General features: G+C 64.8%; 3 protein-coding genes, 2 tRNA genes and 1 pseudogene. 3 read left to right on the top strand and 3 right to left on the bottom strand.

All coding sequences use genetic code 11. The annotated features are described in order from the left end of the window. Positions 1 to 220: hypothetical protein (locus H7U32_RS09215; RefSeq protein WP_204469775.1), on the top strand; the 220-nt coding region annotated here is incomplete at its 5' end. A 3-nt stretch (positions 221 to 223) separates the two neighbouring features. Here the strand turns inward: H7U32_RS09215 and H7U32_RS09210 are convergent. Next, positions 224 to 304, bottom strand: a tRNA-Leu gene (locus H7U32_RS09210). A gap of 75 nt (positions 305 to 379) precedes the next feature. Next, a tRNA-Thr gene (locus H7U32_RS09205) sits at positions 380 to 455 on the bottom strand. 261 nt (positions 456 to 716) lie between these two features. On the opposite strand from H7U32_RS09205, the gene pgi reads away from it, so the two are divergent. Together pgi and H7U32_RS09195 are read left to right on the top strand one after the other, a co-directional pair. Then, positions 717 to 2,417, top strand: coding sequence for a glucose-6-phosphate isomerase (pgi, locus tag H7U32_RS09200; protein ID WP_204469774.1), 1,701 nt, complete (start codon positions 717 to 719; stop codon positions 2,415 to 2,417). Positions 2,418 to 2,995: 578 nt separating this feature from the next. After that, positions 2,996 to 3,106, top strand: a pseudogene (locus H7U32_RS09195) (helix-turn-helix transcriptional regulator); the annotation flags it as partial. Between the two features lie 151 nt (positions 3,107 to 3,257). Here H7U32_RS09195 and H7U32_RS09190 read toward each other — a convergent pair. After that, the coding region (locus H7U32_RS09190) for a transposase (protein ID WP_204469773.1) at positions 3,258 to 3,449 on the bottom strand (192 nt) is incomplete at its 5' end.

The raw sequence follows: 3,449 nt of genomic DNA, 5'->3' as shown, positions 1-3,449 counted from the left end.
ACGCACCCGACGCCTCGAGCAGCGCGTCGGCCCCGACATCCCATACTCGAACAGGACACCCGCACGCATCGCGGGCGCCCGACCGGAAGACAACAACGAAACCCCAGCCGACACCGACCAGGATTTCGCGCTCACCCCACGCGAGGCGCCACTCCCGGTTCCGCACTCACTTTCAAATGAGGCACCTCGTTGCTGCGGCACCATGCCGCGGCATCCCTGACGGTGCGCGAGATGGGACTCGAACCCACACGTCCGAAGACACAGGAACCTAAATCCTGCGCGGCTACCATTACGCCACTCGCGCGTTCGCATCGGCCGGCCTCCGCGGGGATACCGCCCGATACACAAAACCCTAGGCCGCGTAGACGGCCTAGGGAGATGGAGCCACTTGTCAGAATCGAACTGACGACCTGCTCATTACGAGTGAGCCGCTCTACCGACTGAGCTAAAGTGGCGGTTCGTTCCGCGGGCTCGCCGCGCAACAGATTGGAAGTATACGGCACCCCGGCGAAAAGTCCAAACCGGCGCGGGCGACGTGTCGCGCCGGCTGTCGGGCGGGGATGTCGGCGATCCTGTGCCCTTGCGCGGCGCGGCCATTGGCGGGCCGTCGCGGAGGAGACAGTTTTCGTGCGATTGTGTCCCCTTTTGTGAGTATCTTGTGAGGTGTGATGGGATGGTCCCCGACCAGCCCAATCCATAGGAAAGGAACAAGGAATATGGCCATCAATCCTCCCGTTGACGCCACGCAGACCACAGAGTGGGCGGCCCTGCAGAAGCACTACGATGAGATGCAGTCCGAGGGCATCAGCCTCAAGGACTGGTTCGCCGCCGATCCGGAGCGTGTGGAGAAGCTGAGCTTCGATGCCGGCGACCTGCACTTCGACCTGTCCAAGAACCTCATCAAGCCCGAGACCCTCAAGCTGTTCGCTGACCTGGCCCGCGCCGTCAAGCTCGACGAGCGCACCAAGCAGATGTACACCGGCGTGCACATCAACAACACCGAGGACCGCGCCGTGCTCCACACCGCGCTGCGCCGCCCGGAGACCGACGAGGGCAAGTTCATCGTGGACGGCCAGGACACCGTCAAGGATGTGCGCGACACCCTCAAGCGCATCTACGACTTCGCCGAGCAGGTGCGCTCCGGCAAGTGGGCCGGCATCACCGGCCGCCGCATCGAGACCGTCGTCAACATCGGCATCGGCGGCTCCGACCTGGGCCCCGTCATGGTGTACGAGGCGCTCAAGCCGTACGCGGACGCCGGCATCTCCGCCCGCTACATCTCCAACATCGACCCGAACGACCTGGCCGAGAAGACCAAGGGCCTGGATCCAGAGACCACGCTGTTCATCATCGTCTCCAAGACCTTCACCACGCTGGAGACCCTGACCAACGCCCGCGAGGCCCGCACCTGGCTGCTCGAGCAGCTCGAGGCCGCCGGCGCCATCGCCGCCGGCGACGAGGCCCAGCGCGCCGAGGCCATCAAGAAGCACTTCGTGGCCGTCTCCACCAACCTGGAGAAGGTCGAGGAGTTCGGCATCGACCCGGCCAACGCCTTCGGCTTCTGGAACTGGGTCGGCGGCCGTTACTCCGTGGACTCCGCCGTGGGCACCTCCCTGGCCGTCGTGTTCGGCCCGGCCCGCTTCGAGGAGTTCCTGCACGGCTTCCACGAGATCGACGAGTACTTCGCCAACACCCCGTTCGAGCAGAACGCCGTGGTGATGATGGGCATGCTCAACGTGTGGTACCGCAATTTCTTCCACGTCGCCTCCCACGCCGTGCTGCCCTACGACCAGTACCTGCACCGCTTCCCGGCCTACCTGCAGCAGCTCACCATGGAGTCCAACGGCAAGTCCGTGCGCTGGGACGGCACCCCGGTCACCTGCGACACCGGCGAGATCTTCTGGGGCGAGCCGGGCACCAACGGCCAGCATGCCTTCTACCAGCTCATCCACCAGGGCACCCAGCTCATCCCGGCCGACTTCATCGCGTTCGTGAACACCCCGAACCCGACGAAGGACGGCGACCAGGACGTGCACGAGCTGTTCCTCGGCAACTACTTCGCGCAGACCAAGGCGCTCGCCTTCGGCAAGACCGCCGACGAGGTGCGCGCCGAGGGCACGCCAGAGGAGATCGTGCCGGCCCGCGTGTTCACCGGCAACCGTCCGACCACCTCGATCTTCGGCGTGGCCCTGACCCCGTTCTCGCTGGGCGAGCTCATCGCGCTGTACGAGCACATCACCTTCGTCGAGGGCACCGTGTGGGGCCTGGACTCCTATGACCAGTGGGGCGTGGAGCTCGGCAAGCAGCTGGCCAAGCAGATCACCCCGGCCATCTCCCAGGACGACGAGGCGCTGGCCGCGCAGGACGCCTCCACCCAGGCGCTGATCCGCTTCTACCGCAAGAACCGCGAGTTCTGATCCCGCGGTCAGCGGCCTGACCTGAGACCGGCCTGACCTGAGACGAGGTCCCTCCATCCCCGTGATGGAGGGACCTCGCTGCATCCGCGGGCGCATCTGTGGGCGCAGGCGCCGTGCGGGCGGGCACCCGTAAGCGGGCACCCGTAAGCGGGCACCCGTGGGCGGGCGCTTGCGGGCGGACGTCTGTAAACGGGCGCCCCACACGGCGAACCGTACTCTTGCGTCTCGTAAGCGTACGGTTCGCCGCAGTCCTACGGTCCCCATGCGGCGAACCGTACTGTGAGTGTCGCTAAGCGTACGGTTTGCCGCAGTCCCGCGGTCCTCACACGGCGAACCGTACTCTTGCGTCTCGTAAGCGTACGGTTCGCCGCATGGTGATGGTGCCGGTGCGACAAACCGTATTCCGCGGAATGACGCCGGTGCAACCGGTGGTTGCGGGGTGCCGGGTGCAGGTCCGCGCGGTTGCGCCGGCACGATGCAACCCCAAGGTGGTGGCGCGTCGACGGCGGTATGAGGCACAGCGGAAGTGACAGAGGGGACGGCATGCCGCCGCGGACGACGGAGAAAGGGGGCCGACGATGAGCTTCCAAAAGAACCTGCAGACCCTGCGCACCGGGCGTAACTTCACCCAGGAGCGGCTGGCCATGCTGCTGGGCGTCTCAAGGCAGGCCATCAGCAAATGGGAATCGGGGGTTTCACTTAGATAAAGATACCACACCATTCCCACGTTGACTTTTGCTCAACCGATACAGCCGGAGGGCTGGATAACAAGAAAAGGCGGTATGCGCCCCGTGGAGGGTAGCATATCGCCTTTTCTGAGGCTTCTGCTGTTTTCGTGGGTTAGAGGATGGGTGTTGGCAGGTGGATGGGTGGTCCTGAGTATCTGAGTTTGATCATGGCGATGGGGTTGTCCGTGTTGCGGAAGCCGTGGGCCATGCGGATGGTGACCTTGATCTTGTTGTTGAACGCTTCGATCCTGGCGTTGGAATAGCCGAGCCTGATGGTTGTGAGGATGTCGTCGCGGCGTCTGCG

This window comes from Bifidobacterium pullorum subsp. saeculare (assembly GCF_016899725.1).
GTDB classification, from domain to species: domain Bacteria; phylum Actinomycetota; class Actinomycetes; order Actinomycetales; family Bifidobacteriaceae; genus Bifidobacterium; species Bifidobacterium pullorum_C.
Note: the sequence above shows the minus strand (reverse complement) of the source record. Positions and strands in the feature narration are given on the sequence as shown.

Excerpts from the sequence above, each read along its gene's own strand:
- pgi (WP_204469774.1), top strand. The coding sequence starts at position 717 with ATGGCCATCAATCCTCCCGTTGACGCCACGCAGACCACAGAGTGGGCG.